The organism is Pseudogemmobacter lacusdianii (genome assembly GCF_030848395.1).
In the GTDB taxonomy this organism is placed as follows: domain Bacteria; phylum Pseudomonadota; class Alphaproteobacteria; order Rhodobacterales; family Rhodobacteraceae; genus Pseudogemmobacter; species Pseudogemmobacter lacusdianii.
This window is the reverse complement of sequence record NZ_JAVDBT010000007.1, coordinates 120,172-145,933: the sequence shown is the minus strand read 5'-3', so window position 1 is coordinate 145,933 and position 25,762 is coordinate 120,172. Positions and strand designations below refer to the sequence as shown.

26 protein-coding genes are annotated in these 25,762 nt (G+C 62.1%); 18 read left to right on the top strand and 8 right to left on the bottom strand.

The window, feature by feature from the left end; genetic code table 11:
* Positions 1 to 36: 36 nt before the first annotated feature.
* Positions 37 to 513, top strand: a complete 477-nt coding sequence (locus tag Q9295_RS09130; RefSeq protein ID WP_306680234.1) for a hypothetical protein — start codon at positions 37 to 39, stop codon at positions 511 to 513.
* Here Q9295_RS09130 and Q9295_RS09125 read toward each other — a convergent pair.
* The 3 genes from Q9295_RS09125 to Q9295_RS09115 form a co-directional block, all read right to left on the bottom strand.
* Positions 455 to 1,228: a hypothetical protein gene (locus Q9295_RS09125; RefSeq protein ID WP_306680233.1), complete on the bottom strand. Its 774-nt coding sequence runs from the start codon at positions 1,226 to 1,228 to the stop codon at positions 455 to 457. The genes Q9295_RS09130 and Q9295_RS09125 overlap by 59 nt on opposite strands.
* A 95-nt stretch (positions 1,229 to 1,323) precedes the next feature.
* Entirely contained in the window at positions 1,324 to 2,034 is a 711-nt protein-coding gene (locus Q9295_RS09120; protein ID WP_306680232.1) for a copper homeostasis protein CutC, read from the bottom strand.
* Positions 2,025 to 2,900 carry an ROK family protein gene (locus Q9295_RS09115; protein ID WP_306680231.1) on the bottom strand — a complete coding sequence of 292 codons (876 nt, stop codon included), beginning with the start codon at positions 2,898 to 2,900 and terminating at the stop codon, positions 2,025 to 2,027. The genes Q9295_RS09120 and Q9295_RS09115 overlap by 10 nt, the downstream gene beginning before the upstream one ends.
* Before the next feature lie 82 nt (positions 2,901 to 2,982).
* Here Q9295_RS09115 and pyrF point away from each other — a divergent pair, with 82 nt between their 5' ends.
* From pyrF to hpaH, 5 genes are all read left to right on the top strand, one after another.
* Entirely contained in the window at positions 2,983 to 3,681 is a 699-nt protein-coding gene (pyrF, locus tag Q9295_RS09110; RefSeq protein ID WP_306680230.1) for an orotidine-5'-phosphate decarboxylase, read from the top strand.
* 87 nt (positions 3,682 to 3,768) lie between these two features.
* Positions 3,769 to 5,274 carry a 5-carboxymethyl-2-hydroxymuconate semialdehyde dehydrogenase gene (gene hpaE / locus Q9295_RS09105; protein ID WP_306680229.1) on the top strand — a complete coding sequence of 502 codons (1,506 nt, stop codon included), beginning with the start codon at positions 3,769 to 3,771 and terminating at the stop codon, positions 5,272 to 5,274.
* A gap of 1 nt (position 5,275) precedes the next feature.
* Positions 5,276 to 6,256, top strand: a complete 981-nt coding sequence (gene hpaD / locus Q9295_RS09100; protein WP_306680228.1) for a 3,4-dihydroxyphenylacetate 2,3-dioxygenase — start codon at positions 5,276 to 5,278, stop codon at positions 6,254 to 6,256.
* A complete protein-coding gene (locus Q9295_RS09095; protein WP_306680227.1) occupies positions 6,256 to 7,110 on the top strand; it encodes a fumarylacetoacetate hydrolase family protein in 855 nt (284 codons plus the stop codon). Before hpaD ends, Q9295_RS09095 begins: the two co-directional genes overlap by 1 nt.
* Positions 7,107 to 7,907, top strand: a complete 801-nt coding sequence (hpaH, locus tag Q9295_RS09090; protein ID WP_306680226.1) for a 2-oxo-hept-4-ene-1,7-dioate hydratase — start codon at positions 7,107 to 7,109, stop codon at positions 7,905 to 7,907. The genes Q9295_RS09095 and hpaH overlap by 4 nt, the downstream gene beginning before the upstream one ends.
* On the opposite strand, the gene Q9295_RS09085 is transcribed toward hpaH, so the two are convergent.
* Together Q9295_RS09085 and Q9295_RS09080 are read right to left on the bottom strand one after the other, a co-directional pair.
* On the bottom strand, positions 7,894 to 9,126 hold the full coding sequence (locus tag Q9295_RS09085) for a Tm-1-like ATP-binding domain-containing protein (RefSeq protein WP_306680225.1): 1,233 nt from the start codon (positions 9,124 to 9,126) through the stop codon (positions 7,894 to 7,896). The two genes, hpaH and Q9295_RS09085, sit on opposite strands and share 14 nt — an antisense overlap.
* A 15-nt stretch (positions 9,127 to 9,141) precedes the next feature.
* The gene (locus Q9295_RS09080; RefSeq protein ID WP_306680224.1) at positions 9,142 to 10,623 is read right to left on the bottom strand and encodes an aldehyde dehydrogenase family protein; all 1,482 of its coding nucleotides are present in this window, start codon (positions 10,621 to 10,623) and stop codon (positions 9,142 to 9,144) included.
* Positions 10,624 to 10,731: 108 nt separating this feature from the next.
* Between Q9295_RS09080 and Q9295_RS09075 the strand changes: the two genes are divergently transcribed.
* Together Q9295_RS09075 and Q9295_RS09070 are read left to right on the top strand one after the other, a co-directional pair.
* Positions 10,732 to 11,517, top strand: coding sequence for an IclR family transcriptional regulator (locus tag Q9295_RS09075; protein WP_306680222.1), 786 nt, complete (start codon positions 10,732 to 10,734; stop codon positions 11,515 to 11,517).
* A 15-nt stretch (positions 11,518 to 11,532) separates the two neighbouring features.
* Complete coding sequence (locus tag Q9295_RS09070; RefSeq protein WP_306680221.1) at positions 11,533 to 12,885, top strand: aminotransferase class III-fold pyridoxal phosphate-dependent enzyme; 1,353 nt, start codon at positions 11,533 to 11,535, stop codon at positions 12,883 to 12,885.
* A 101-nt stretch (positions 12,886 to 12,986) separates the two neighbouring features.
* Here Q9295_RS09070 and Q9295_RS09065 read toward each other — a convergent pair whose 3' ends face one another.
* The gene (locus Q9295_RS09065) at positions 12,987 to 13,808 is read right to left on the bottom strand and encodes an LOG family protein (RefSeq protein ID WP_306680220.1); all 822 of its coding nucleotides are present in this window, start codon (positions 13,806 to 13,808) and stop codon (positions 12,987 to 12,989) included.
* Between the two features lie 79 nt (positions 13,809 to 13,887).
* Here Q9295_RS09065 and dapD point away from each other — a divergent pair, with 79 nt between their 5' ends.
* The 7 genes from dapD to Q9295_RS09030 all read left to right on the top strand — a co-directional run bounded on the left by dapD (position 13,888) and on the right by Q9295_RS09030 (position 21,017).
* Complete coding sequence (dapD, locus tag Q9295_RS09060; protein ID WP_306680219.1) at positions 13,888 to 14,712, top strand: 2,3,4,5-tetrahydropyridine-2,6-dicarboxylate N-succinyltransferase; 825 nt, start codon at positions 13,888 to 13,890, stop codon at positions 14,710 to 14,712.
* A 54-nt stretch (positions 14,713 to 14,766) separates the two neighbouring features.
* Complete coding sequence (locus Q9295_RS09055; RefSeq protein ID WP_306680218.1) at positions 14,767 to 15,147, top strand: DUF8846 family protein; 381 nt, start codon at positions 14,767 to 14,769, stop codon at positions 15,145 to 15,147.
* Positions 15,148 to 15,237: 90 nt separating this feature from the next.
* Entirely contained in the window at positions 15,238 to 16,392 is a 1,155-nt protein-coding gene (dapE, locus tag Q9295_RS09050; RefSeq protein WP_306680217.1) for a succinyl-diaminopimelate desuccinylase, read from the top strand.
* The gene (locus Q9295_RS09045) at positions 16,389 to 16,808 is read left to right on the top strand and encodes a GNAT family N-acetyltransferase (RefSeq protein ID WP_373457445.1); all 420 of its coding nucleotides are present in this window, start codon (positions 16,389 to 16,391) and stop codon (positions 16,806 to 16,808) included. The genes dapE and Q9295_RS09045 overlap by 4 nt, the downstream gene beginning before the upstream one ends.
* 153 nt (positions 16,809 to 16,961) lie before the next feature.
* A complete protein-coding gene (gene rnr / locus Q9295_RS09040; RefSeq protein WP_306680216.1) occupies positions 16,962 to 19,208 on the top strand; it encodes a ribonuclease R in 2,247 nt (748 codons plus the stop codon).
* Positions 19,205 to 20,437 carry a lytic murein transglycosylase gene (locus Q9295_RS09035; RefSeq protein ID WP_373457444.1) on the top strand — a complete coding sequence of 411 codons (1,233 nt, stop codon included), beginning with the start codon at positions 19,205 to 19,207 and terminating at the stop codon, positions 20,435 to 20,437. Before rnr ends, Q9295_RS09035 begins: the two co-directional genes overlap by 4 nt.
* A gap of 151 nt (positions 20,438 to 20,588) precedes the next feature.
* Positions 20,589 to 21,017, top strand: a complete 429-nt coding sequence (locus Q9295_RS09030; protein WP_306680214.1) for a cytochrome c — start codon at positions 20,589 to 20,591, stop codon at positions 21,015 to 21,017.
* A gap of 81 nt (positions 21,018 to 21,098) precedes the next feature.
* Here Q9295_RS09030 and Q9295_RS09025 read toward each other — a convergent pair whose 3' ends face one another.
* Complete coding sequence (locus Q9295_RS09025; RefSeq protein WP_306680213.1) at positions 21,099 to 21,395, bottom strand: I78 family peptidase inhibitor; 297 nt, start codon at positions 21,393 to 21,395, stop codon at positions 21,099 to 21,101.
* A 307-nt stretch (positions 21,396 to 21,702) separates the two neighbouring features.
* Between Q9295_RS09025 and Q9295_RS09020 the strand changes: the two genes are divergently transcribed.
* The 3 genes from Q9295_RS09020 to Q9295_RS09010 all read left to right on the top strand — a co-directional run bounded on the left by Q9295_RS09020 (position 21,703) and on the right by Q9295_RS09010 (position 24,828).
* Positions 21,703 to 22,833, top strand: a complete 1,131-nt coding sequence (locus Q9295_RS09020) for an S-(hydroxymethyl)glutathione dehydrogenase/class III alcohol dehydrogenase (protein WP_306680212.1) — start codon at positions 21,703 to 21,705, stop codon at positions 22,831 to 22,833.
* A gap of 123 nt (positions 22,834 to 22,956) precedes the next feature.
* Positions 22,957 to 23,703, top strand: a complete 747-nt coding sequence (locus Q9295_RS09015) for an NYN domain-containing protein (protein ID WP_306680211.1) — start codon at positions 22,957 to 22,959, stop codon at positions 23,701 to 23,703.
* 96 nt (positions 23,704 to 23,799) lie between these two features.
* Positions 23,800 to 24,828 (top strand): LLM class flavin-dependent oxidoreductase, encoded by a 1,029-nt coding sequence (locus Q9295_RS09010; RefSeq protein WP_306680210.1) that lies wholly within the window; start codon positions 23,800 to 23,802, stop codon positions 24,826 to 24,828.
* Between the two features lie 16 nt (positions 24,829 to 24,844).
* On the opposite strand, the gene trhO is transcribed toward Q9295_RS09010, so the two are convergent.
* Positions 24,845 to 25,744, bottom strand: coding sequence for an oxygen-dependent tRNA uridine(34) hydroxylase TrhO (gene trhO, locus Q9295_RS09005; RefSeq protein WP_306680209.1), 900 nt, complete (start codon positions 25,742 to 25,744; stop codon positions 24,845 to 24,847).
* Positions 25,745 to 25,762: the final 18 nt, after the last annotated feature.

Sequence of the window (25,762 nt, the reverse complement as noted above, 5' to 3'; positions counted from 1 at the left end):
ATGGTGGCGCATCTGCCCCAAACTCCGGAGAGCGTAATGCGTGACATCATCGAACCGATTCTGCCGCAAGTGCCGGTGGAGGGCATCGCCCTGCACATTGGCCGGTCGCGGCTGTCTATGGGCGATGCGGTGGTGCCGCGGCTCATGGCCGACGGCCAGGTTGGGCTTTGGGCGCGGGTGGTGCGGCCATGGATGGGCATCATTCCGGTCTGGCGCGACGGCTTCATTGGCCAGCTTGGCCCCGTTGCCAGTGAAATTCTTGCCCCCGCAATCGAGGCGGGCCAGAAGATGCGCCTGCGGGTGGTGATGCTGACGCCCGAGCATCTGGCCGGAGACGGCCAGCCCGAGATCCATGTCTCGATTTGGGGCGATCCAAAACTTCTGGTGCCCTTCTTGGACCGCGCTTTGGCCCAAGCCGAGCCTACGGCGGTGAAAAAGGCGAAGAAAACCGTCTCTAATCCCGCGGTTTCGGGGTCAGAAGCTTTTTCGGACGAAGCGCCTCGGCGGCTTTGAAAAGGCTGAAGGTCTGGTTGACGTAATTCACCACCCCGCCGATTTTCTCTAGGTAGGCCTCAAGATCAGCGGTCTTTTCCGCCTCGACCAGTTGCACAGGGCGGCTGGGGTCAGTGGCTTCGAACTGGCAATAGAACAGCGGCTCGCCCCGGCGCAGCACGATGTCTTTGCCGGGCTCATGCCATTCAAAGGCCCACATCAAAGGGCGCGGCCAGATCGAGATTGGGAAGCGGCCGCCAAAGATCGTGCCGGGCAGCGGGTCGGGCCGATAGTGCAGGAAGGCCGAGAGCTGAGTGACGAAGACCATCTCATCGGCGATGAAGCAATAGGGCAGCTGCAGCTGAACGGTGGGGCGGTCGGGGTAACGCCATTCGCTCTCATTGACCAGCGTTAGCACCTCGCCCAGCTTGTTAGAGCGGATCGAGCTGGCCGCCCCGGCGCGGTTGATCAGGACAGGCTTGCCCTTATCGTCGCGGCCAAAGCCGATATGCAGATCGAAGGGGCATTTCACCATGAAATAGCGGCTTTCCAGCTGGATCACAGCGGGGCAGCGGCTGGCAGATTTGGCATGGGCGCGGTTGGTTTGGCGCTGGCTGACGCGCTCCGGCGGATCAAACAGCACCGCGCCTTTGTCCGAGGTCAAAAACCAGCCAACCGAGACCGGACCCGAACTGGGGCCTTGCTCTGGCCGCTCGAAATTCAGCGAAATATCCATGCGGCTGCCCCGTCCCTTTGGCCCCTTTGTGCTGATGTAATGCGGTGGGGCCTGACTAAATTTTGCCGCCAGACTCGCGCCAAAGCCCGGTCAAGTCAACGCAGGGCCTGTTTTAAGGCTTGGACTAAAGCCGCATCAGTGCGTCTTTCATTGGCAGGGCCAAAGCCCAAGTCCACCGCGCGCCCGCTGACGGCCACGCATCTTGAACATGAGCCGTGGATCTCGGTGATCCCCAAGGGCGTGAAAAGAGGCGCAGTCTCGGCACTGATGCCTGAGCCGGGCATGATGGAAATCCGCCCGGCGGCTTGATGGATCAAGGCGGCAAGCTCGGGGATACTTTCCGTCGCGCGCGGCTTGCCGCCCGAGGTTAAAATACGCGAAAACGGCAATGTTAGAGCCTGTTCCAGCGCCTCTGCCGGGTCTGGCACCAGATCAAAAGCACGGTGCAGCGTCAGATCCATCCCTTCCGCCGCGGCGCAAAGCCGGGCAAGGGCGGGTAGGTCCAAGGCGCCATCCGGCAGGCTGGCCCCGATCACCACGCCCGCCAGACCCGCAGCGCTGGCGGCGGCGATATCGACCTCCATCTGGGTAAGCTCAGCCTCGGAATAGACGAACCCACCCGCGCGGGGGCGGATCATGGCCATCACCTGCAGGCCGCATTGCGCCGCCTCGGCCATGAAACCGATAGAAGGGGTAAGGCCGCCCAAGGGAAGGGCCGCGCAAAGCTCAATTCGGTCTGCGCCGCCCTTTACCGCCGCCGCCAGTCCTGCAGAGTCGTCAACGCAAACCTCAAGCGTCACCGCCACTGGGCAGCTCCCGCCAAAGCCGCGCCCAAAAGGCCGGCATCGGCACCGAAATGCGCGGGGACGGCCAGCGGATCGGCACTTTTGCGCAAAAGGCGGTTGCGCAAAGCCTCATCCAAAAATGCCACCAATCCGGGGGCTTGCGAGAGTCCGCCGCCCACCGGCACCACCGAGGCGCCCACCACGTTCAGCACCATCGACAAAGCCCCGGCCACAAGCTCTCGCCAAAGCTCAAGCGTTGCGGTCGCCGCAGCCTCGCCCGCGTTCCAGCGCGTGATGATCTCTTCCGAGCCCAGATCCTCACCGCTGCGCAACTGGTGCAGCCGCTCCAACCCGCGCGCGCCGCCGATCATATCGATGCAGCCCTTCTGCCCGCAGCCGCAGCGCATGGCATATTCGCCGTGGATGACCGGCCCGTGGCCCCATTCGCCGGCATAGCCGCCCGCACCGTGAACCAACCGCCCGCCGATGACCAAGCCGCCGCCGACTCCTGTGCCAAGGATGACGCCAAAGACATTGTCATGCCCGCGCCCCGCGCCGCGCCAAGCCTCGGCCAAGGCAAAGCAATCGGCATCGTTCAACACCAGCACCGGCAGACCGGTCGCGGCGCGCAATGTCGGACCTAAGGCCAGCCCATCAATCGCGGCGATATTGGCCACGGTACCGATATTGGTGTCGGGATCGACCACCCCCGCGATCGAGATCGCCAGCCCGCGCGCCGCGCTGCCCGTGGTAAAACGGGTGATCGCACCAGTGAAAGCGTCAATATCTTGTGATGGCGTAGGCACCTCGCCCAAGGGTTGCAGCCTTTCGCCGTCCCAAAGCGCTGCGCGGATGCGGCTGCCGCCGATATCGAATGCCAGGATCATTCGAGCCTCCCTTTGGGACAGTCTTGACACCCCGCGCCGCCAAGGTCAAACCGCCGCCAATGTAGCGCAAAGGAGAGCTCCGATGACCGCCGATGACCGCTTGATCGTGGCTTTGGACGTGCCAAATATCGTGCAGGCCTTGGCGCTGACCGAAAAGCTGGGCGACAGGGTCAGCTTTTATAAGATCGGGCTGGGGATGCTGACCGGCGGTGGATTGGCTTTGGCCAATGAGCTGAAGCAAGAGCACGGCAAGCGCATCTTCCTTGATATGAAGTTCTTCGACATCGGCGCTACTGTCGAAGCGGCGGTGCGCGGCATCGCCCAATTTGACCTTGATTTCCTGACCGTGCATGGCGACCCGCAAGTGGTGCGCGCTGCGGGCGAGGGGAAAAAAGGCTCTAACACCAAGATCTTGGCGGTGACTGTTCTGACCAGTCTCGACCGTGCCGACCTTGACGCCAATATGATCCTGCCCGGCACGCCCTCGGAAATCGCGGTCGAGCGTGCGGCCCGCGCGCTTGAAGCTGGCGCAGATGGTGTGATCTGCAGCCCGCAAGAGGCGGCTTTGGTTCGGGCTTTGCCGCAAGCGGCGGGCCGTTTGATCGTCACCCCGGGCGTGCGTCCGGCCGGCTCGGCGGCGGGCGACCAAAAACGTATCGCCACGCCGGCCGAGGCGATCCGTGCCGGTGCCAACCATATCGTGGTGGGCCGTCCGATCTGGGCTGCCGAGGATCCGGCTGCTGCAGCGCGGGCCGTCGTGGCCGAACTGCCCCGGCGCTAGCTCTTATTGTTTTCTTGCGTGACCGGGGGGACCCGGTCTAACATCCAAGTTGTTATTTAACATGATAACTAGATTGGTGTGACACGCATGGCCGCTTTGGCAAACCAGATCGCGCAACTGGACCTGCACCTTGCGCGCTTTCGCAGGACCGGGATCTTAAACCTGATCAACGGGCAAGATGTGACGGGAGATCAGTGGTTTGAGACCCGCTCACCGGTCGATGACAGCCTGATCGCGCGCGTGTCTTTGGGCGCGGCCGAAACGGTGGATGCGGCGGCCAAAGCGGCGAAGGCGGCCTTCCCGGCTTGGGCCGCCATGCCGGGGGATCAGCGCAAAGCGATTCTCCACCGTATCGCCGATCTGATCGAGGCCCGGGCCGAGGAGATCGCGCTTTGCGAATGTTGGGACACCGGCCAAGCTTGGCGCTTCATGTCGAAAGCCGCGCTGCGCGGGGCCGAGAATTTCCGCTTCTTCGCCGATCAGGCCCCCGGCGCGCGCGATGGACAAAGCCTGCCTTCGGCCGAGCATTGGAATGTGACCTCGCGCCACCCGATTGGCCCGGTGGGGGTGATCACGCCCTGGAACACGCCCTTTATGCTCTCGACCTGGAAGATCGCCCCAGCTTTGGCGGCGGGCTGCACGGTGGTGCACAAACCGGCTGAGTTGTCGCCGCTGACCGCCCGGCTCTTGGCCGAGATTTGCCATGAGGCGGGTCTGCCGCCCGGGGTTCTGAACCTCGTGAACGGCATGGGCGAAGGCGCGGGCAAGGCGCTCACCGAACATCCCGATATCAAAGCCATCGCCTTTGTGGGCGAGTCGCAGACCGGCAGCATGATCATGCGCCAAGGGGCGGAGACGCTGAAGCGGGTGCATTTCGAACTCGGCGGCAAGAACCCGGTGGTGGTGTTCGACGACGCCGATCTCGACCGCGCCTTGGATGCGGTGGTCTTCATGATCTACTCGTTGAACGGCGAGCGCTGCACCTCCTCAAGTCGGCTTTTGGTGCAAGAGAGCATCGCTGAGGCCTTCCACGAAAAGCTGATTGGGCGTGTGCAGAGACTAAAAATCGGCCATCCGCTGGATCCGGCGACCGAAGTCGGGCCACTGATTGACGCAGGCCATCTGGCCAAAGTGCAAAGCTATGTTGCGGCCGGAAAGGCCGAAGGTGCAAGCCTTGCAGCGGGCGGCCAGCGTATCGGCGAGAAGGGCTGTTTCATCGCACCGACCCTCTTCACCGGCGCCACCCCGCAGATGCGCATCGCGCAGGAAGAGGTATTCGGCCCCTTCCTCACCAGCCTCACCTTCCGCGATGAGGCCGAGGCCCTTCAGATCGCCAATGGCACCAGCTTTGGCCTTGCGGGCTATCTTTGGACCAATGATGTCGCCCGCGCGATGCGCTTTTCCACGGCGCTGGAGGCGGGGATGATCTGGGTGAATTCTGAGAATGTCCGCCACCTGCCCACGCCTTTTGGCGGGGTGAAATCCAGCGGCATCGGCCGCGACGGCGGTGATTATTCCTTTGATTTCTATATGGAAACGAAGAACATCGCCTTCGCCCACGGTACGCATAAGATCCAGCGGCTGGGAGTTTGACATGCCGGTCCCCACACCAAACCTCTACCCCGCCTTCAATACGGTCCGCCTCAGCCATGTCGAATTTGGCGTGCGGGATCTGGCGCGCAGCCGGGCCTTCTACGTCGACACTTTGGGCCTGCAAGTCACCGACGAAGACGCCAACACCATCTACCTGCGCGCCTTGGAAGAGCGCGGCCATCACAGCATCATCCTGCGCAAATCCGACCGGGCCGAGGCCAAGGAACTGGGCTTCAAGGTCTATGATGAGGAAAACCTCGACCGCGCGGCGGCGTTTTTTGCGGGCAAAGACCTGCCGGTCTCTTGGGTCAAGCGCCCCTACCAAGGCCGCACTTTCCTGACACGCGACCCGCAAGGGATACCTCTGGAGTTCTACGCCAAGATGGATCGCCTGCCGCCGATCCACCAGCAATATAGTCTCTACAAAGGCGTAAAGCCGCTGCGGATCGACCATTTCAACTGCTTCTCGCCCAACGTCGATGAGGCTGTCGCCTTCTGGAATGAGATCGGTTTTCGGGTGACCGAATATACCGAAGATGCCGAGAGCGGTCGGCTCTGGGCCGCTTGGACGCATCGCAAGGGCGGCGTGCATGATCTGGCCTTCACCAATGGCACCGGCCCGCGCCTGCATCACACCGCCTTTTGGGTGCCGACGCCGCTCAACATCATCGATCTTTTGGATCTGATGAGCACGACCGGCTGGCTGGCCAATATCGAACGCGGTCCCGGCCGGCATGGCATCTCGAATGCCTTCTTCCTTTACATCCGCGATCCTGATGGTCACCGGATCGAGATCTATTGCTCGGATTATCAAACGGTTGATCCTGACCTTGAGCCGATCCGTTGGGATCTAAAAGACCCGCAGCGCCAAACCCTTTGGGGTGCGCCCGCGCCTCGGTCATGGTTTGAAGAGGGCAGCGTATTTGCCGGAGCAGCCCTGAAGGAGAGTGACCTCAAGGCCACTCCGATCGTGGCGCCATGATGCGGCTTGCCACCTTCACTGTCGATGGACAGCAGCTTTGGGGCGCAGTGGGCGAAACGGGCATGATCGCTCTCTCCGATGCCTTTCCGCAATGGCCCAGTTTGCGCTGGGTCATCGCGGCGCGCGGGCTAGAAACCGTCTCTAACATGGCCAAAACCCGCGCTGTTTCGCATCCTTTCGGCAGCTTTCGCTGGGACATCCCGGTGCCGGATCCCGAGAAGATTATTTGTGTTGGCGTCAATTTTCCCGACCGCAACGCCGAATATAAAGACGGCCAAGACGCCCCGCCGCATATGTCGCTTTTCCCGCGCTTTGCCCGCAGTTTCATTGGGCATAATGAGCCGCTGACCCGCCCGCCGGAAAGCCCGCAGTTGGATTACGAGGGCGAGATTGCAGTGGTGATAGGCAAAGCCGGTCGGCGGATCTCACGCGCCGATGCTTTGTCTCATATCGCAGCCTTAACCCTTTGCAACGAGGGCACTATTCGAGATTGGGTGCGCCACGCAAAGTTCAACGTCACCCAAGGCAAGAATTGGGACGGTTCGGGCGCGATCGGTCCTTGGCTGGTCCCGTTTCAGTCACCCTCGCAGATCGAGGATGTCGGCCTTAGCACCAAAGTGAACGGTGAGATCCGTCAGCAAGACCGCACGGGCCGGATGCTGTTCCCGGTGGCCGAACAGATCTCCTATATTTCCACCTTCACCAGCTTGGTGCCTGGCGACATCATCATCACCGGAACGCCTACCGGCGCCGGTGCGCGTTTTGACCCGCCGAAGTGGCTGGTTCCCGGCGATCAGATTGAGGTCAGCGCTGAGGGTATCGGAAGTCTGATCAACGGGGTGCGTGACGAATGACGCCTGACGCCATTTCCGCCTGTGTAGAGACGCTTTTGACCGCTGAGCAAAGCGGCAAACAATGCGGTTTGATCTCGGCGGCGCATCCAGAAGCAGGCTTGGATGACGCCTATGCAATCCAATCGGAACTGGTGGCGCGCAAGCTCTCATCGGGGCGGCAGGTCATCGGTTGGAAGATTGGCCTGACCTCTCGGGCCATGCAATCGGCTTTGGGCATCTCAACGCCGGATTCGGGTGTTCTGCTTGATGACATGCATTTTGACGATGGCGCCACGGTGCCGAAGGGCCGCTTCATCCAACCACGCGTTGAGGCAGAGATTGCTTTTGTGATGAAGGCCCCTTTGGGCGGCGCGCATATCCGCCGCGATGATGTCGTCGCCGCGACGGACTATGTCTGCCCCAGTCTTGAAATTCTGGACACAAGGGTTCTGCGGCAAGATCCGGTGACGGGTCTGGCGCGCAACATCATAGACACTGTGGCGGATAATGCGGCCAATGCCGGGATCGTGCTGGGCCGGCAACGCCATAAGCTTTCCGCCTGCGATCTGCGGCGCGTCGGCGCCATCGTCAAGCGCGATGGCGTGGTGGAAGAGACAGGCCTTGGCGCCGGCGTGCTGGACGACCCCGTGACCGGCATCCTGTGGCTGGTCCATCGGCTGGCGCAATACGGCCAAAGCATTGCGCCGGGGCAGGTCGTGCTTTCGGGCAGTTTCATCCGCCCGATCGAGGCTCCGTCCGGCAGCCAGTTCCATGCCGATTTCGGTGATTTCGGCCATGTTAGGGTCAGTTTCGGCTGATCACACCCTCGGCAAGCCAAGCGTCAAACGTCTCTAACACCGCTCGGGTGAAAGCATCGTCGTTGATGTGGCAGTCGAGTTCCACCAGATCAACGTTCTCTGGGCAGGCTTGGCGCAATGCATCACAAAAGACCGCAAGTCCCTGAGGATCTGCCAGCGGGCCATCGGGGCGATCCCATTCATTGCCCCCTTGATTGGGCAAGAATAGAGCCGTTTTCCCCACGGCTGAGCGAAGCTTCGCACTCATCTCTTGTGCCATCATTTGCCGTTGTTCGGCGGTTTGCACATAAGAAGACAAGAGCCGGTTATGGGCATGGACGGGCGCGTCGCGGAACCGCTCGGGCGCGGGTTGCCAGCCCACCACATCGACCAAATCATAGCAGCCAATCGATACCATCTGCGGCGTGCCGCGCCGCCCGGCATTGGTCATCCGGTCCGGCCCGGCGGTGATGGCCGAGCCAAAGAGGTGGTTGCCCACTTCTTGCGGGGCGAAATCCATCACGCAGGCAAAAACCCCTTCGGCCGCCAGCGATTCAAACGCCCGCCCGCCCATGCCCGTGGCGTGAAACACCGCCACCTCAAAGCCGCGCGCCTCAAGCTCGGGCTTCAGCGTCACCATATAACGCAGCACGGTTTTGCCAAAGCTGGTCATCCCAATCAGCGGGCGCTGCCGGTTGGGCGGCTCAACGGCGCGCACCGCCCCCAAAATCGCCCCGGCAGCCTGACTGAGCGAGGCTTTGCAGATCGCATTCAGCCCATAAAGCCCTCCTGCCCACAGGATCATCTGGATATCCGGCGCCAAACGCTCGGGTGGCAGCATCGGCGAGAAACTGACGGTCGAGACCACAAGTTTCGGCACGCCCAAGGGCAGAACCGAACAGGCGTCGAGCGCCAGATCGGTGCCCATCGACCCCCCAAGCACCAGCACACCGTCAAACACATCGTCACGGTGCAGGCGGCTGGCAAGTCTCGCCGCCCCCCGGGCCATCGCCTGCATGGCCAGGTTCTCATCACGCCAAGATATGGCCTCGGCGATGGTCGAGCCCCCGGCCTCGATCACCTGATGCTTGGACCAATCGGTGGGGAAGGGTGGGTCGCCCAGCACCGAGACATCCATCGTCAGCGCGGTGCCGCCTTGCTTGCGGATCACCTCGGCCAGATAGCCAAGCTCATCCGCTTTGGTGTCAAAAGTTCCAACGATAAGGATGCGATCGCCCATCAAAAACCGTCCCTATTATAGCTGAATCCATGCGGTTTTGAGGTCGCAATACTTATCCAGCGCATGCAGGCTTTTGTCCGCGCCATTGCCCGATTGCTTGGCCCCCGCCAGCGGCACAGTACCATCCGCCCCGCCGTAGGTGTTCACATGCACCACGCCCGCCCGCAGTCCGCGGATCATCCGGTGCGCGCGCGACAGATCCGAAGTCCAGACCCCAGCGGCGAGGCCAAAATCGCTGGCATTTGCCAAGTGCAAAGCCTCAGCCTCATCCCGGAAAGGGGTGACGGCCAGAACCGGGCCAAACACCTCTTCGCGGTAAAGCCGATGGCTGGGCTGCACGCCGGTGATGATGGTGGGGGCCATATACCAGCCGCCCGTTTCCTCCAGCAGCTGCGCCCCGCCGGTGACCAGGGTCCCGCCCTCACGGGTCGCATCGGCCACAAAGCCAAGATTGGCTTGCAACTGGGGCAACGAGTTGATGGCACCAATTTGGCTTGCCAGTGACAGCGGGTTGCCGACCGTCATCATTGCAGTGATTTCAGCCATGTTAGAGACGAATTCGTCATGGATCTCGGCCTGAACCAAGAGCCGAGAGCCGGCGACGCAGACTTGGCCTGCATTGCGGAAAATCGCCCCGGCGGCGGCGCGGGCGGCGGCTTTTAGGTCAGGCGCATCGGCAAAGATGATGTTTGGGGATTTGCCGCCCAGCTCCAGATAGCAACGCTTCAGGTTCGACCGTGCGGAATATTCCAAAAGCCGCCGCCCAGTCGCGCCCGAGCCGGTGAAGACCATCACATCGACATCGGGTGACAGGGCAAGCGCCTCGCCAGTCACACGTCCGGGACCGGTCACAACGTTGAAAACACCCGGCGGAACGCCCGCCTCAAGCGCCAGTCCGGCCAGGCGGAGCAAGGTAAGTGACGCGGTTTCAGCCGGTTTCAGCACCACCGAATTGCCCATAGCCAGCGCTGGGGCGATTTTCCAAGCGCCGATCATCAGCGGGAAGTTCCACGGCACGATGGCCCCCACCACGCCCACAGGCTCGCGGTGGATCAGCCCCAGAATATTGGGCGCGGTGGGGGCAATCTCGCCGTAAACCTTGTCCAAAGCTTCCGCATAATAGCGGAAGGTCGCGGCGGCGCTGGCGGGCTCTGCCTTCAGCGCCATCGAGATCTCGGTGCCGTTGTCGCGCACGCCCAAAACGGCCAATTCGGCCATATTAGTCTCGATAAGATCGGCCAAACGATGCAGCACAGCCTTGCGGGCGGCAGGTGCAAGACCTGACCAGCGGCGGTCCTCAAAGGCCGCGCGCGCCGAGGCGCAAGCCCGCGCGACATCACCGGGAGAGGCTGCGGCAAGAGTGGTGAGCTGAGCCCCATTGATCGGCGACACCACCGGGTTTTCACCGTCACTGCCCGCCTGCCAAGTACCTTCGATCAGCAGTTGCCCCGGCTTGACGGCGGCATTGGCTAGGCGGTCGATGGTGGCTTGATCCATAGTGCTTCCCTGTTATGTCCGGTTCATTATTTGAACCGTTGTTTTAAAAATTAGATTGACGGGCAGGGCGCCAGCTGTCAACAAAATTGCAATCGGGAAGGGCGTGGCATGGGCACCGTCAGCAAGGCGCTGGAACTTTTGGACCTTTTCACCCAGCGGCAGCCGCAACTCGGCTTGTCGCAGATCGCCCGTGAGGCGGGGCTCAACAAAGCGACCTGCCACCGTCTTCTGCAAGAGATGGAGGGCGCGGGCTTTGTTGAGCAGACCGGCCCTGCGCGGGAATACCGGCTTGGGCCGGCGGTGCTGCGGCTCGCCGCTTTGCGCGAGGCTGCGGTGCCGACCCAAGCGGCGGCGATGCCAGCTCTGCGGAGCTTGGCCGAGGTGACGGGCGAGACCGCGCATCTGTCGCGCCTTGTGGCGGGGCGGCTGCAAACCATTGGTTTTGCTTACGGAACCCAGCACAGCATGATGGTGCGGATGGAGGATGCAGATTTCCTGCCCTTCCATGCCACCGCCAGCGGCATGGTCGTGCTCGCCTTTCAGCCCGACTCTCTCGCGGCGCAACTCCTTGGCGCGGCGCTGCCCCAGTTGACCCAATCCACCGCCACCGATCCAGCGGCTTTTCTAAGCCGCCTTCCAGCGATCCGTGCGCGCGGCCATGCCGAGACGGAATCCACCTTTGAGCCCGAGGTTCATGGCCTCGCTCTGCCGCTTTTTGATGCCAATTCCGCCTGTTTAGGCTCGATTGCTGTGGCAACGCCCGCCGCGCGGATGGGGCCGGATCAGCGCCAGAAGACCCTCGCCGCGCTGGTGAAAGCGGCAGCCGAGATCACCCGAGCGTGGGGCGGGCAATTGCCGCCCGGCCTTGAAACCCTGTGGCGCGACGTCGCCTGACCGAAAGGATCTGCCATGAAGGACGCCAATTTTCTGAAAGCGAACAATGCGCGCAGTCTGTGGCACCCGATGACGGCGCCCTCGGACAGTCTGAAGAACCAGCCGACCATCGTGACCGGCGCGCAAGGCGTGCGGATCACCGATGTCGATGGGCATGAGGTGGTGGATGCGGTTGGCGGGCTTTGGAACGTCAACCTTGGCTATTCCTGCCAGCCGGTGAAAGACGCCATCGCGGCGCAGTTGGACACGCTGCCCTATTACTCGATCTTCCGCGGCACCTCGAACGACAAGGTGATCGAACTGGCCGAGGAGTTGCGGGCGTTTTTTGCCCCAGATGGCCTTGTTAGAGCCTTTTTCACCAGCGGTGGCTCGGATTCGGTGGAAACCGCTTTGCGGCTGGCGCGGCAGTACCACAAGATCCGCGGCGAGGGCGCGCGGGTCAAATATCTGAGCCTCAAAAAGGGTTATCACGGCACCCATACCGGCGCGGCATCGGTTAATGGCAATGCCAATTTCCGCACCGCTTATGAGCCGCTTTTGCCCGGCTGTTTCCACATTCCGGCCCCCTATACCTATCGCAACCCTTTCAATGAGACCGATCCGGCCAAGCTGGCGCAGCTTTGCTTGCAGGCTTTGGAGGATGAGATCGCCTTCCAAGGCGCGGGCACCATCGCCGCCTTCATCATGGAGCCGATCTTGGGCGCGGGCGGGGTGATCCCGCCGCATCCAAGCTTCATGCCGGGGGTGGAGAAGATCTGCCGCAAACACGGCATCTTGCTGATCGCTGATGAGGTGATCACCGCCTTTGGCCGTACCGGCGCTTGGACCGGCGCGCGGCTTTGGGGCGTGAAGCCGGACTTTGCCTGCACCGCGAAAGCCATCACCAATGGCTACTTCCCCTTCGGCGCGGTGATGATCGGCGAGGCGGTGGCCGAGGTCTTTGAGAGCGACGAGACCGGGCGCGCGGCGATTGGCCATGGCTATACCTATTCCGGGCATCCGGTGGGGGCGGCGGCGGCGATTGCTTGTCTGGCCGAGACGCAAAGGCTGAATGTCAAAGACAATGCCGCCGCGAGGGGGGCTGAACTGCATGCCGGGCTTTTGGCTTTGCAGTCGAAGTATGAGGCCATTGGCGATGTGCGCGGGGGGCATGGCTTGATGCATGCGATCGAGCTGGTCTCGGACCGCGCCAGCAAAGCAGCACCTGATAAGGCCACGGCAGGCAAGGTGCAGAAGGTCGCTTATGAGGCCGGGGCGATGGTGCGGGTCTCGGGACCGAACATCATTCTCTCGCCGTCCTTGGTGCTGACCGCTGAGGATGTGCAGGTGATTTTGAGCGCGCTTGACGCCGGTTTCGCGGCTTTGTGACGGGGCGCTTGTGGAGAGGGCGGCGGAGGGGTTTTGCACCCCTCCGCACCTCCCCGCAGGATATTTAGGGACAGAAAATGAAAGGCGGGAGGCTCTCAGTTTCAGGCTGGGGTGGGCCAGCAATCCATGGCGGCAATCGCCTCTTCGGCCGTCTCGACCACTTTGAAGAGATCGAGGTCTTCGGGGCTGATCACACCGGCTTCGGCGAGCATCTTCCAATTCACCAGCTGATCCCACCATTCCGCGCCAAAGAGCAGGAAGGGGATGCGTTTCATCCGGCCGGTTTGGATCAGGGTCAGGGCTTCAAACATTTCATCCAAAGTGCCAAAGCCGCCGGGGAAGACGCAAACTGCCGCCGCGCGCATCAGGAAATGCATCTTACGGATCGCAAAATAGTGGAAGTTGAACGCGAGTTCCGGGGTGACGTAGAGGTTTGGTGCTTGCTCATGCGGCAGCACGATGTTGAGGCCGATGGATTGCCCGCCCGCTTCTTGCGCGCCGCGGTTGCCCGCTTCCATCACGCCGGGGCCGCCGCCGGTGCAGACCACCCAATTGCGACCATAGGTCTCTAGGCTGCGCTCGGTCATCACTTTGGCAAAGCGGCGGGCTTCGTCGTAATAATGGGTGAGATCGGCCAGAGCTTGGGTCTTGGCCAGATGCTTTTGCTCTGGCGCCGGAATGCGCGCGCCGCCGAACATCACCACCGTGGTCTCAATCCCGCGCTCATCCATAATCAGCTGCGGCTTCAAGAGTTCAAGCTGGAGCCGGACCGGGCGCAGATCCTCGCGCGTCATGAAGTCTTTATCGGCGAAGGCCAGCCGATAGGCCGGAGACATCGTCTGCGGCGTCTGCGGCGCGCGCTTGGCGGTCTCGATATCCTGTTCACAATCGCGGAACGGATGGCTGCGCGGTTCGTCTTTCATGGCATGTCCGATTGCGTGAGCTTTCCCTTAGCTCTATAGCCCAACCGACACTTTAGGAACCGCGAAAAGGAACCGTCCGATGCCGAATGCTGCCCTTGAGACTGCGATCGAAGCCGCATGGGAGGCCCGTGACGGCATCTCGCCCGCCACCAAAGGTGAGGCGCGCGACGCGATTGAGGCAACTTTGGCGGCGCTGGATTCGGGCTCGCTGCGGGTGGCGGAAAAGCGTGGCAATGATTGGCATGTGAACCAATGGGCCAAGAAGGCGGTGCTGTTGTCCTTCCGCCTGACCGATATGTACGAGATTTCCGGCTCCAATGGCGGCACCAACTGGTGGGACAAGGTGCCTTCGAAGTTCCAAGGCTGGACCGAGGCAAACTGGCGCGAAGCCGGCTTCCGCGCTGTGCCGGGCTCGATCGTGCGCCGCTCGGCCTATATCGCCAAGAACGTTGTGCTGATGCCCTCCTTCGTCAACATCGGCGCTTATGTCGATGAAGGTACCATGGTCGATGGCTGGGCCACCGTTGGCTCTTGCGCCCAGATCGGCAAGAACGTGCATCTTTCGGGCGGCGTTGGCATTGGTGGTGTGTTGGAGCCGATGCAGGCCGGCCCGACCATCATTGAAGACAATTGCTTCATCGGCGCCCGTTCGGAAGTGGTCGAAGGCTGCATCATCCGCGAAGGCTCGGTCCTTGGTATGGGGGTCTTCATCGGCCAATCGACCAAGATCGTTGACCGGGAAACCGGTGAGGTGATGTATGGTGAAGTGCCGGCGGGTTCGGTCGTTGTCGCAGGCTCGCTGCCCTCGAAAAACGGCGTGAACCTTTACTGTGCGGTGATCGTGAAGAAGGTGGACGCCAAGACCCGCGCGAAAACCTCGATCAATGAGCTGCTGCGCGACTGAGCGTGAGTTACGGCGGGCAGGGGCGCTATGCCTCGCCTGCAAAGGGAGATCGCTATGATCGAAGAGCCGCAAGAGCAGGGTGATGAGGCGGGCGAGGCGGAAGCGCCGCGCAAGGAAAAGGTCCGCCGCCCGCAGCAGGTCTATACCCTGATCGTTGAGGTTGGGCGCAAGGCTGATGACGGCCTGCCCGCCAAGGCCACCGGCGCGGCGCTGATGTGCTACGCCAGCGGCGTCGATGAGGCCGAGGCCGTGCGCGAAACCGTTGCCATTCTGAAGGATGCCGATCTGGCGCCTTTGGAAGTGCAGGGGCTTGGCACTTTGGACGAGCGTCTGAAGGCTGGCGAAGAGATCTCGGCTGAAGAGATCGAGTTGATGGACCGGGCTTTGGCAGAGAACTCGGTCGTGGTGGCGCAGATGACGCCGTTCTACGACTAAGATTTCAGCTTTCTTTGCCCTCTTTCCGCTAGGTGTTGCGCCGCCCCGCCTTGGCGTCTTAGGACTGTGCAAACCTTTGCGAGAGCCGCCATGTCCCTGAAATCCCCCGTCGATCCCGTCGCGCTGACCGCTGCCTTGGTGCGCTGCAATTCGGTGACGCCCGCTGAGGGCGGCGCTTTGCAACTCTTGGAAGGCCTGCTTGCTGAGGCCGGGTTTGACTGCACCCGGGTGGACCGCAACGGCACGCCCAATCTCTACGCCCGTTGGGGCGCGCGCGGTGCCAATCGCAGCTTTGGCTTCAACGGTCATACCGATGTGGTCCCGGTGGGCGATCTTGCCGCTTGGACGCAAGACCCCTTTGGCGCGGCGATCATCGACGGGGTGATGTATGGCCGTGGCACGACGGATATGAAATCGGGCGTCGCCGCCTTTGCCGCCGCAGCAGTTGATTTCGTGCGCGAGACCCCGCCCGATGGCGCAGTGATCTTGGCGATCACCGGCGATGAAGAGTGCGATGCCACCGACGGCACCGTGGCTTTGCTGGATTGGATGGCGCAGCAGGGCGAGCGGATGACGCATTGCCTTGTGGGCGAGCCGACTTGCCCCAACCATATGGGCGAGATGATGAAAATCGGCCGCCGTGGCTCGATGACCTGCTGGTTCTCGGCCACCGGCGTGCAGGGCCATTCCGCCTATCCGCACCGCGCCAAGAACCCGCTCTCGGCGCTTGTGCAGCTTCTGGCGCGGCTTGAGGCAAAGCCGCTGGACGAAGGCACCGATCATTTCGATGCCTCGACTTTGGCGATCACCACCATCGATTGCGGCAACCCCGCGACCAATGTGATCCCAGCCAAGGCGCAAGCCACCGTCAATATCCGCTACAATGATCTGCACACCGGGCAAAGCCTGGCCGATTGGCTGCGCTCCCATGCCGATGCGGTCGAGGCCGCGACCGGCGTGCAAATCGCCACCCGCTTCCAGCTTTCGGGCGATGCTTTCCTCACTCCGCCCGGCGAGTTCTCCGCCATGCTCCGCCGCGCCGTTCAGGCTGAAACCGGGGTGGAGCCGGTCTATTCGACTTCCGGAGGCACCTCGGATGCGCGCTTTGTGAAGGATCACTGCCCGGTGGTCGAGTTTGGCCTTGTAGGCAAGACCATGCATCAGGTGGATGAGCGCGTCGAAGTGGCACAAATCCACCAGCTCAAAGCCATCTACGCCCGTGTCTTGCAGGATTACTTCTCATGATCGAAATCGCCGCCACCCGCGATATCGCCACCTGCCGCGCCCTGCGCCGGGTGGTCTTCATCGAAGAGCAAGGCGTCTCCGAGGCTGATGAGCTTGACGATCTCGATGAAGAGGCGGTCCACATCCTTGCGACCGAGAACGGTACCCCCGTCGGCTCGGCGCGGATCTTGCTGGGCGGTGAGACGGCCAAAGTCGGACGCGTCTGCGTGCTCTCGGCGCAACGCGGCACCGGGCTTGGCGCGGCCCTGATGCGCGCCGTGGTCGCGGAATGCCGCACGCTTCCCGGCATCGAAAAAGTAAAGCTCGGCGCGCAGACCCATGCTTTGGGTTTTTACGAAAAGCTGGGCTTCGCCGCCTATGGCCCGGAATATCTTGATGCCGGCATCCCGCACCGCGATATGCAGCTTTTGCTCTAAACCCCATCGAAGAATGAGTATTTAGATCAAGGTGAGAGGCTTTGGCGTTTCATCTTGACCAAAATACTCCCGCCGGAGGCGTAAATCTTCCAAGGCTTGCCAAGCTGAAAACCGCCAGTTTTCCTAGCGCGCTGGTCGTGATAGGGCTGGCGCATGATAGCGCTTCCGTCGAAAGACCAGATCCGTCAGTGGATCGCCGAGAATCCCGGCCTCACCTCGAAACGTGACATTGCTAAGGCCTTCGGGCTGAAGGGCGATGCGCGCAATGAGCTGCGGCGTTTGCTGCAAGAGATTGAAGCGGAGGATGGCGGCAAACCCGCCACCCGACGCTTCCATCCAAAGGGCGAGTTGCCCCCCGTGGCTTTGCTGCGGGTGCTGAAACCCGATGTCTCGGGCGATCTTTTCGCCGAGCCGATGGAAGAGGGCGTCGACAAAGACGCCGGGCGCATCCTCATCATCCCGCAAAAGGGCAACCCGGCTTTGGCCGAGGGCGACCGGATTCTGGGGCGTCTGCACCGGGTGGATGCCGAGGATCACGTCTGGGAAGCGCGGCTCATTCGCCGGCTGGGCTCGAACCCGCTGAAGGTCTTGGGCGTCTTCCGCAAAGGCTCGGAAGGCGGGCGGATCGTTCCCATCGATAAGGGCCAAGACAAAGAATGGCGGGTGCGGGCCGAGGATGACCTCGACGCCCGCGATGGCGAGTTGGTCGAGGGCGAAGCCATCGCCAACCGTCGCATGGGCCTGCCACAGGCAAAGATCACCGAGCGTTTGGGCGATCCTTCCGGCCCGCGCGCGGTCAGCCTAATCGCGATCCACCAGCACGGCATCCCCGACCAATTCCCCGATGCCGCCATGGCCGAGGCCGATGCGCCGCGCCCTCTGACGCTTGAGAACCGCACCGATCTGCGCGATCTGCCCTTTGTCACCATCGACCCGGCGGACGCCCGCGACCGCGACGATGCGGTGCTGGCCATGGCCGATGACACCCCCGGCAACCCCGGCGGCCATATCATCTGGGTCGCCATCGCCGATGTGGCCTATTACGTCCGCCCCGGCGGCGCTTTGGACCGCGAGGCGCGGCGGCGCGGCAACTCGACCTATTTCCCCGACCGCGTCGTGCCGATGCTGCCCGATATCCTCTCGGGCGATCTGTGCTCCTTGCATGAAAACGTCGACCGGCCCTGCCTGGCCGTGCGGATGCAGATCAACGCCCAAGGCCATAAGATCGGGCAGGAATTCCATCGTGGCCTGATGCGCTCGCGCGCCAGCCTTGAATATGGCCAAGTGCAAGCGGCGGTCGAAGGTCGTCCTGACGACAAGACCGCGCCCTTGGTCGAGAGCGTTCTGCGCCCGATCTATGCCGCTTACGAGGCGCTTTTGCGCGCGCGGGAAGTGCGTCAGCCGCTGAACCTTGACCTGCCCGAACGCCAGATCAAGCTTTCGGATGAGGGCAAAGTGCTTTCGGTCGATTTCAAAGACCGGCTTGATGCGCATAAGCTGATCGAAGAATGCATGGTTCTGGCCAATGTCGCTGCGGCCGAGGAACTCCAGCGCCTGAAGCAGCCGCTGCTTTACCGCGTGCATGAAGAGCCGAACCCCGACCGGCTTGAGGCTTTGCGCGAAGTGGCGGAATCCTCGGGCTTCACGCTTGCCAAGGGGCAGGTGCTGAAAACCGCGCATCTTAACCGGCTCCTCGCCGCTGCCGAAGGCACCGATTACGCCGAGCTTTTGAACCTCTCGACCCTGCGCTCGATGGCGCAGGCCTATTACGATCCGCGCAATTTTGGCCATTTCGGCCTCGCTTTGCAAAATTACGCGCATTTCACCTCGCCGATCCGGCGCTACTCGGACCTCATCGTCCACCGCGCTTTGATCCGTGGCGGGCGTTGGGGCGATGACGGGCTTTCCGATTTCGACATCGAAATGCTGACCGACACCGCCAAGCTGATCTCGGATTCCGAGCGTCGCTCGATGATGGCGGAACGCGACACCATCGACCGCTATCTTGCCGCCTATCTCTCGGACCGCGTGGGGGCCAGCTTCACCGGCCGCGTTGCGGGCGTGCAGCGCTTTGGGCTTTTCATCAAGCTCGATGAGACCGGGGCGGATGGTCTGGTGCCGATCCGCGAAGTGGGGCGTGAGTTCTTCCATTTCGACGCTGATGCGCAAACGCTGACCGGCGCGGACACCGGCCTGATCATCGGCATCGGTGCGCGGGTCACTGTGCGCCTGCGTGAGGCGGTGCCGGTCACCGGGGGACTGATCCTTGAGCTTCTTGAGATCGACGCCAAGGCGCTGCCCGCCAAGCGCGGTCCGCGTGGCAAGGCGCCGCGTCGGGCGGCGGCCCGTGCCGACACCCGCGAGAAGGCCAAGAAGCGCGTGGTGCGGCGGCGGAAATGAGGGCGCTGGTGCTTCTCCTTTGCCTGTGCGGCCTGCCCGCCTTGGCGCAGACGATTGAGGTGGAAGGGACAAGCATGGCGTCTGGCCGAGAAGACGGGACCGAGGCGGGGTTGCAGGCTTGGGTGCAAGAGTTCCGCGCCCGCGCTTTGGAAGCCGGGGTCTCCGCCCCGGTCTTCGACCGAGAAATGCGCGGGGCGAGCTACCTTCCCGATGTGATCGCCCGCGACCGCCGCCAGACCGAGTTCACCAAGACGATTTGGGATTATCTCGACATCGCCGTCTCGGAGGAGCGGGTGGCGATGGGGCTTAAGGCCCTGAAAACCCACGCCGATCTTCTGGCCAAGATCGAAGCCGAATACGGCGTTGAGAAAGAAGTCGTCGTCGCAGTTTGGGGTCTAGAGACCAGCTACGGCAGCTATCGCGGCGACACTGACACGCTCTCGGCCTTGGCGAGCCTCGCTTATGACGGACGGCGCGGCGCATTCTTTGAGGCGCAGCTGTTGCAGGCTTTGCAGATCCTTGGCGAAGGCCATGTTGCCCGCGCGGATTTCAAAGGCTCATGGGCTGGCGCGATGGGCCATACCCAGTTCATGCCCACCAGCTGGGCGGAATTCGCGGTGGATCACGACGGCGATGGCAAGCGCGACATCTGGGGCGCGGACCCCGGCGATGCCTTGGCCTCGACCGCCAATTACCTGCGCCATTGGGGATGGACCAAGGGCCAGCCTTGGGGGCTAGAGGTCACTCTGCCGCAAGGCTTTGACTATGACCAAACTTCTGAGCGGGTGAAAAAGCCGGTCGCTGCTTGGCACGATCTGGGCGTCAAAGCCGCTCATGGCAGCGCTCTGCCCGAGGGGGCCGAGGCCAGCATCCTTCTGCCCGCCGGCCATTCCGGCCCCGCCTTCCTGATCTTTCCCAACTTCCAAGTGATCGAGAAATACAACCTCGCTGATGCCTATGTCATTGGCATTGGTCACCTTTCTGACCGCCTTCGCGGCGGTGATCCAATCAAGGCACCTTGGCCCCGGCATTGGCGCGCGCTCACCTTAGATGAGCGCAAAGAGCTACAAGCGGCTTTGGTGGCGCTGGGCCATGACACCGGCGGTGTTGATGGAAGGATCGGGCCAAAAACCATCGCGGCGGTGAAGGCTTGGCAGAAGACCGTCGGTCAGGTGCCTGACGGCTATCCCAGCCCAGACGTTTTGTCCGAGCTGCGCGGGCCCGGCTGAAGATCGCCACTCACGTCACTGTGATGCCCAGTGGCGTGCAACTTTGATCTAGTGCATGCAATGGCTGAACGGCGCGATTGCTTCGTGCAATGCCGTGTCATTTAGATCCGTTGCCCTCCAGCAACCCACAAGACCTTAGGGAGCTAGGTTTATGAAATTGTTGAAGCTTGTGATTGCCAGTGCAACTGTGGCCCTGCTGGCCAATGGCGCTGCGCAGGCCGATGCCCCCGCGCGTGAGGCGGTGATGAAAGAGATCGGCGCTGCGATGGGCGGTTTGGGCCGCATCGCCAAGGGTGAAGTGGCCTATGATGCCGCCGCCGCCGAGGCCGCTAAAGCCGCGTTGATCGCCGCCGCCGCCGCCGTGCCCGAGGCCTTCAAAGAAGAAGGCCCGGCGGATGCTGCCTCTGAATCGAAAGCTGAAATCTGGACCAACTGGGAAGATTTCGTGAAGCAAGCCGATGCTCTGACCGCAGCCGCAACCGCTGCTGATGTCAGCTCGGCCGAGGCGATTGGCGCTTCGATGGCGGCGCTGGGCGGTACCTGCAAGGATTGCCACACCGCTTACCGCGTCATGAAATAAGCCCAACACGGGTCAGACAAAAAGACCGGGGCCGCATGTGCGCGCCCCGGTCTTTCTATGTGCGATCGCTCGTTTCCCGGCTTAGCCGCAGTAAACCCGGGTGATGGTGCCACGCTCGTTCACCGAGATATTCAGCCGCCCGTTGGAATAATCGGCGGTCATAATGCCACCCGGCTCCAAGATCCGCACCGGGCTGTCGAAGGTCAGCGCCGACAGAGTGCTGCGATTTTTCCCGACCAGTTCCTGATATTCCGACGCGCCGCAGGCGTTGGGGTCCATATCCACAGGCGGCGGCGCGCTGTCTTCGGGCACACAAGCGGCCAGCAGGATGGTCGACAGAAGGGCGGTGGCGATCAAAGGTTTTTTCATGGTTCTCATTTGCGCGCTCATTTGCGATCCATCGAGAGGATCGCTTTGGGTTGTGGGGCTCAGGTCCGGCACTCAAGGTCAGGTCTCAGGGCTTCAGGTGACGCAGGCATATCTTGATGCGCCGTCTACGAAGGCGGCGTGACGGTGATCAACTTCGCAGCACGGCATTGGTTCCCCCATACTCTACACCGCTCTTGGAAGCGCTGAAACGCAAGGACAAAGGGGCGAATAATCGCACAGCATGTCGCTTCCGCCGTTGCATTCCCGCCCAGTTTCGCACAGCTTTGCCGCAACCCAATTCTGAGGAGGACAACCTATGCGCACCCGCGCCGCAGTGGCCCTTGCGCCCGGCAAACCGCTTGAAATCATGGAAGTAAATCTCGAAGGCCCGAAGAAGGGCGAGGTTTTGATCGAAGTGAAGGCAACCGGTCTTTGCCACACCGACGAATTCACCCGCTCGGGCGCGGACCCCGAAGGCATCTTCCCTTGCATCTTGGGCCATGAAGGCGCGGGCATTGTGATCGAAGTTGGCGAAGGCGTCACCACGCTGAAGCCCGGCGATCATGTGATCCCGCTCTACACCCCCGAATGCCGCGAGTGCTATTCCTGCCTTTCGGGCAAGACCAACCTCTGCACCGCGATCCGCAACACCCAAGGCCAAGGCCTGATGCCCGACGGCACCACCCGCTTCTCGATGCTGGATGGCACGCCGATCTACCACTACATGGGCTGCTCGACCTTCGCCAATCACACCGTGATGCCCGAGATCGCTCTGGCGAAAGTGCGTGAAGACGCGCCTTTCGACAAGATTTGCTACATCGGTTGCGGTGTCACCACCGGCATCGGCGCCGTGATCAACACGGCTGGCGTTGAGATGGGTTCGACCGCAGCCGTCTTCGGCCTTGGCGGCATTGGTCTGAACGTCATCCAAGGCCTGCGCATGGCCGGGGCTGACATGATCATCGGGGTCGATCTCAACGACGACAAAGCTGAGATGGCGAAAAAGTTCGGCATGACCCATTTCGTGAACCCTTCGAAAATCGAAGGTTCGGTCGTGCAAGAGATCGTCAACCTGACCAAACGCGGCAATGACCACATCGGCGGCGTGGATTACTCCTTCGACGCCACCGGCAACGTCAAAGTCATGCGCGACGCGCTGGAATGCTCGCACCGCGGTTGGGGTGTTTCGGTCATCATCGGCGTGGCACCGGCGGGGGCTGAGATCTCCACCCGTCCGTTCCAACTGGTCACTGGTCGTCAGTGGAAAGGCACCGCTTTCGGCGGCGCCAAAGGCCGCCGCGATGTGCCGAAATTCGTCGATTGGTACATGGACGGCAAGATCGAGATCGATCCGATGATCACCCACAAGCTGAAGCTGGAAGAGATCAACCACGGCTTCGACCTCATGCATGAGGGCAAGTCGATCCGGGCCGTGATCGAGTTCTGATTGCAAGCCAAAGCCTAACAGCGGGCGGCGCGGGGATCCCTGCGCCGCCCGTTTGCGTCTCTCGATCGGGTTTTACTCGACCTTGTCGCCCCAGCCTGCGACAAGAGGGCAAAGGAGCCCAAGATGCCCGCAGAACCCCGCGCCCCCCGCCTTTGCGTCCTCATTGACGCCGACAATATCCCGGCTTCGCATGCCGAGGCGATTTTTGAGGAAATCGCTTCCTTGGGAGAGGCATCGGTGCGCCGGATCTATGGCGATTGGTCGGCCCTGCGGCTCAACGCTTGGGCCAAGAAGGTCGCCGCTTTGGGTCTGGTCGCCGATCAGCAATTTGCCAATACCAAGGGCAAGAATGCCTCCGACATCGGTTTGGTGATCGCGGCGATGGACTTCCTGCATTCGGGGCTTTTCGACGGCTTCGTCCTCGTCTCCTCGGACAGCGATTTCACCCGCCTTGCCGCGCGGATCCGCGAGCAAGGCTTGGATGTCTATGGCATCGGCGAAAAGAAAACGCCCGAGGCCTTCCGCATGGCCTGCAAACGCTTCATCTATGTTGAAAACCTTGCCGGTGGCGAAGAGCCGAAGCCCACCGTGGGCAGCCCCGTGGGCGCGCCTGTCGCCCCCGAGCAGCGCCCGAACAGCAAAGAGCCGCCCGCCAAGGCGATCCCCCTCATCGCCGCCGCGATGCGCGCCATCGACCCCGAGGGCGAGTGGTATTCTTTGGGCCTCATCGGCCAGTTCATCACCCAAGCGAACCCCGATTTCGACACCCGCACCTACGGCGCGCCGAAGCTCTCCGACCTCATCCGCCGCCTGCCGCGGTTTGAGGTGATGCAGGACGGCTCGCTCCTCAAGGTGCGCGATAAGGCCTAAGGCTTATGTGCAGCGCTGCCGAGATCACTCTCTCGCAATAGGGCTAACCACACAGCCAAAGCCCGCTTATCTTTGCCCCCGAAAGAGAGGTGTGTCATGGAAATTACCCTTGGCGTTGGCACGTTTGGCGATGTGGCGGTGGATGCGAACGGCCTGCCCGTTGCCCAAGATCAGACCCTGCGCGATGTGGTGGAACAGGCCGTGCTGGCGGATGAGGTTGGCATCAATTTCATCGGTCTGGGCGAACATCACCGCCCGGATTTCGCCATCTCCGCCCCCGAGATGGTGCTGGCCACGATTGCCGGGCGCACCAAAAACATCCGCCTTGGCACCGCCGTCACCGTGCTTTCGACCGATGATCCGGTGCGGGTGTTTGAGCGGTTCTCGACGCTTAACGCTTTGTCGAATGGCCGGGCCGAGCCGATTGTGGGCCGTGGCTCCTTCACCGAAAGCTACCCGCTTTTCGGCTATGATCTGAACGATTACGACATCTTGTTTGAAGAAAAGCTCGACCTTTTCGCCAAACTGGTGCGGCAGCCAAAGGTCACTTGGAGCGGCAAGACCCGCACGGGCCTGCGCGATCAAGCGGTCTATCCGCCGCTGGGGCCGGAAGGCATGCCGGTCTGGGTTGGCGTCGGTGGCAGCCCCGAAAGCGTGGTGCGGGTGGCGCGGCAAGATCTGCATATGAAGCTGGCAATCATCGGTGGCGATCCGCGTCGCTTCGCGCCTTACGTTGACCTCTACCAACGCGCCTGCGCGCAATTCGGCAACACGCCGAAGCCGATCGGTGTGCATTCACCGGGCTTTGTGGCCGAGACGGATGAGGAAGCACGCGAGATCCTTTGGCCGCATTACGCGACCATGGTTGGCCGTCTGGGCCGTGAGCGTGGCTGGTCGCCGGTGACGAAGGAAAGCTTCCTTTCTGAGATCGCCTCTGGTTCGCTCTATGTCGGCTCGCCCGAGACGGTGGCGAAGAAAATCGCCAGCACGATCAAGGCTTTGGGCCTGCAACGGTTTGAGATGAAATATGTGACCGGCCCGGTGCCGCACAGCGATCTTATGAACTGCCTGCGGCTTTACGGGACAAAAGTCATGCCGATGGTGCGCGAACTCGTCGCTAAATAAGCGCTAAAGCGCCACCTTACCCAAGGTGGCGCTCACCGCGTTTTTTCGCCAATTCCATCTGATGCTGACGCTCGCGGAACCGCGCGCGATCGGCTTCGGAATATTCCTCAACACAAGCCGCGCAGCACACGCCTTCTTCATAGGCGGCATGCGCGCGCCCCTCGGGCGTCACCGGACGCCGGCAGGCGCCGCAACTGGAGTTTTGCCCCGGCACCAGCCCGTGACCGACCGAGACACGGCCGTCAAAGACATAGCATTCGCCTTCCCAAAGCGATTGCTCGGCGGGCACATCTTCCAAATATTTCAAGATGCCACCCTTCAGGTGCAGCACCTCATTCACCCCTTGCGACAGAAGGTAATTCGTTGATTTCTCGCAACGAATCCCGCCGGTGCAGAACATCGCAATCCGCTTGCCGGTGAACTGCGCGCGGTTTTCTTCCCACCAAGCCGGGAAGTCGCGGAAGCTCTCGGTGTTGGGGTTCACTGCACCCTTAAAGGTGCCGATCCCAACCTCGTAATCGTTGCGCGTGTCGATCACCGCCACATCCGGGTCCGAGATCACCGCATTCCAATCCTCGGCCCGCACATAGTTGCCCACGGCGGCCCGCGGATCGACGCCCTCGATCCCCATCGTCACGATCTCGCGCTTCAGCTTCACCTTCATCCGGCCAAAGGGCATGGTCTCCGAGAAGCTTTCCTTATGCTCCAGCCCCGCACAGCCCGGCAGGGCGCGCAGATGCGCCAGCACCGCGTCGATCCCCTCACGAGGCCCGGCAATGGTGCCGTTCACCCCTTCACCGGCCAGCAAAAGGGAACCCTTCACGCCCTGCGCAAGGCAAAGCTCCAACAGCGGCGCGCGCAAAGCAGCCGGGTCGGGGAAGGGGGCGAAGTGGTAAAGTGCGGCAATGGTTTGCATGATGCCGTCATGCTCTGC

Coding starts and splice junctions, on each gene's coding strand:
- Q9295_RS09030 (WP_306680214.1), top strand. CDS start 20,589: ATGAAATTGTTGAAGCTTGTGATTGCCAGTGCAACTGTGGCCCTGCTG.
- Q9295_RS09015 (WP_306680211.1), top strand. CDS start 22,957: ATGCCCGCAGAACCCCGCGCCCCCCGCCTTTGCGTCCTCATTGACGCC.
- Q9295_RS09055 (WP_306680218.1), top strand. CDS start 14,767: ATGATCGAAGAGCCGCAAGAGCAGGGTGATGAGGCGGGCGAGGCGGAA.
- Q9295_RS09075 (WP_306680222.1), top strand. CDS start 10,732: ATGGGCACCGTCAGCAAGGCGCTGGAACTTTTGGACCTTTTCACCCAG.
- Q9295_RS09010 (WP_306680210.1), top strand. CDS start 23,800: ATGGAAATTACCCTTGGCGTTGGCACGTTTGGCGATGTGGCGGTGGAT.
- Q9295_RS09095 (WP_306680227.1), top strand. CDS start 6,256: ATGCGGCTTGCCACCTTCACTGTCGATGGACAGCAGCTTTGGGGCGCA.
- rnr (WP_306680216.1), top strand. CDS start 16,962: ATGATAGCGCTTCCGTCGAAAGACCAGATCCGTCAGTGGATCGCCGAG.
- Q9295_RS09130 (WP_306680234.1), top strand. CDS start 37: ATGCGTGACATCATCGAACCGATTCTGCCGCAAGTGCCGGTGGAGGGC.
- Q9295_RS09115 (WP_306680231.1), bottom strand. CDS start 2,900: ATGATCCTGGCATTCGATATCGGCGGCAGCCGCATCCGCGCAGCGCTT.
- Q9295_RS09045 (WP_373457445.1), top strand. CDS start 16,389: ATGATCGAAATCGCCGCCACCCGCGATATCGCCACCTGCCGCGCCCTG.
- Q9295_RS09080 (WP_306680224.1), bottom strand. CDS start 10,623: ATGGATCAAGCCACCATCGACCGCCTAGCCAATGCCGCCGTCAAGCCG.
- Q9295_RS09070 (WP_306680221.1), top strand. CDS start 11,533: ATGAAGGACGCCAATTTTCTGAAAGCGAACAATGCGCGCAGTCTGTGG.
- hpaD (WP_306680228.1), top strand. CDS start 5,276: ATGCCGGTCCCCACACCAAACCTCTACCCCGCCTTCAATACGGTCCGC.
- trhO (WP_306680209.1), bottom strand. CDS start 25,744: ATGCAAACCATTGCCGCACTTTACCACTTCGCCCCCTTCCCCGACCCG.
- hpaE (WP_306680229.1), top strand. CDS start 3,769: ATGGCCGCTTTGGCAAACCAGATCGCGCAACTGGACCTGCACCTTGCG.
- Q9295_RS09065 (WP_306680220.1), bottom strand. CDS start 13,808: ATGAAAGACGAACCGCGCAGCCATCCGTTCCGCGATTGTGAACAGGAT.
- Q9295_RS09035 (WP_373457444.1), top strand. CDS start 19,205: ATGAGGGCGCTGGTGCTTCTCCTTTGCCTGTGCGGCCTGCCCGCCTTG.
- Q9295_RS09025 (WP_306680213.1), bottom strand. CDS start 21,395: ATGAGAACCATGAAAAAACCTTTGATCGCCACCGCCCTTCTGTCGACC.
- hpaH (WP_306680226.1), top strand. CDS start 7,107: ATGACGCCTGACGCCATTTCCGCCTGTGTAGAGACGCTTTTGACCGCT.
- dapE (WP_306680217.1), top strand. CDS start 15,238: ATGTCCCTGAAATCCCCCGTCGATCCCGTCGCGCTGACCGCTGCCTTG.
- dapD (WP_306680219.1), top strand. CDS start 13,888: ATGCCGAATGCTGCCCTTGAGACTGCGATCGAAGCCGCATGGGAGGCC.
- Q9295_RS09020 (WP_306680212.1), top strand. CDS start 21,703: ATGCGCACCCGCGCCGCAGTGGCCCTTGCGCCCGGCAAACCGCTTGAA.
- Q9295_RS09125 (WP_306680233.1), bottom strand. CDS start 1,228: ATGGATATTTCGCTGAATTTCGAGCGGCCAGAGCAAGGCCCCAGTTCG.
- pyrF (WP_306680230.1), top strand. CDS start 2,983: ATGACCGCCGATGACCGCTTGATCGTGGCTTTGGACGTGCCAAATATC.
- Q9295_RS09085 (WP_306680225.1), bottom strand. CDS start 9,126: ATGGGCGATCGCATCCTTATCGTTGGAACTTTTGACACCAAAGCGGAT.